Below are 1012 nucleotides of genomic sequence, written 5' to 3' on the forward strand. Positions count from 1 at the left end.
TTGATTTTGAAGCAATGTACTATGATAAAATTAACCAGTTAGGTCAGGTGGCCTAACTTAAATAAAAAGTCTCCGACAAACCCGGTACGGTTCATATTGTATTCAGTGAAAGAAAAATTGTAGTTTTCCTTTTATTTAGAAATAAAGCTAGATTATTGAATACTAACTGAACCTCATAGCTATAGTTGTATTTGTTGTAATTACTTGTATCTATTTCAGTGTAGATAAATCCTATAAAGCACTCTACATGATCCTCCAGTGCAGCAGACGATGTTAAATTGAATATTGAGTGTTGACTCGATGTACCCTTCAAACATTCGATATACGCGCAATAGAGGGCTACTAGTGCAGAAAGCTTATTAAGCTTCTGTTCTTCTTGTTTTAGCCAGTAACGGCTAGCAATATCTAATGTGTCTGAGTGATCATAATCCTTAAGGTATTTAACTTTCACAGAATGTTCCATCCATGACGATTGTCAAATAAATTAAAGGTTAAAAAATGTACTATGTCAATGAAAAATCTATAAAGAATCAATTTGACAATTTTAGTCAATTAGGAAAAGCGATCGATCATCGAGTTCAATAATCACCACAACTGCTAATTGTTCATCTAATAAAACGAAATCGGTGACTTTACGGTTAAATTTGGCCCGTATTTTATAGTGATTACTGGTAATCAGTGAACTAAATGAAACTTGAGCTAGAACATGATGGCGTGGAAAGGCTTCTTTTAAGCGAATAAACATTTTACGTTCAAACGGCGTAATGACGTGTTTGGCATAAAACTTTTGTTTACGGCGAAACAGGTCAGGGTAGGCCATCATCACTAACGTAATAGTGGCGAAGCAGCCGATGATAAAAAAGATGATTTGACTCAGATCGAACACAATATTTTCTAGCGCAAAGAAAAAACCCACTCGCATGGAGTGGGTTTTTAGAATTTTGGCTCTCCAACCTGGGCTCGAACCAGGGACCTGCGGATTAACAGTCCGTCGCTCTACCGACTGAGCTAT

General features: G+C 36.5%; 1 protein-coding gene. It reads right to left on the reverse strand.

Features of this window, described 5'->3' with window-relative positions; all coding sequences use genetic code 11:
* Positions 1-544: 544 nt before the first annotated feature.
* Entirely contained in the window at positions 545-922 is a 378-nt protein-coding gene (locus F986_RS18780) for a DUF2726 domain-containing protein (RefSeq protein WP_017397266.1), read from the reverse strand.
* Between the last annotated feature and the right edge of the window lie 90 nt (positions 923-1012).

Source organism: Acinetobacter johnsonii CIP 64.6, assembly GCF_000368045.1.
Classification (GTDB): domain Bacteria; phylum Pseudomonadota; class Gammaproteobacteria; order Pseudomonadales; family Moraxellaceae; genus Acinetobacter; species Acinetobacter johnsonii.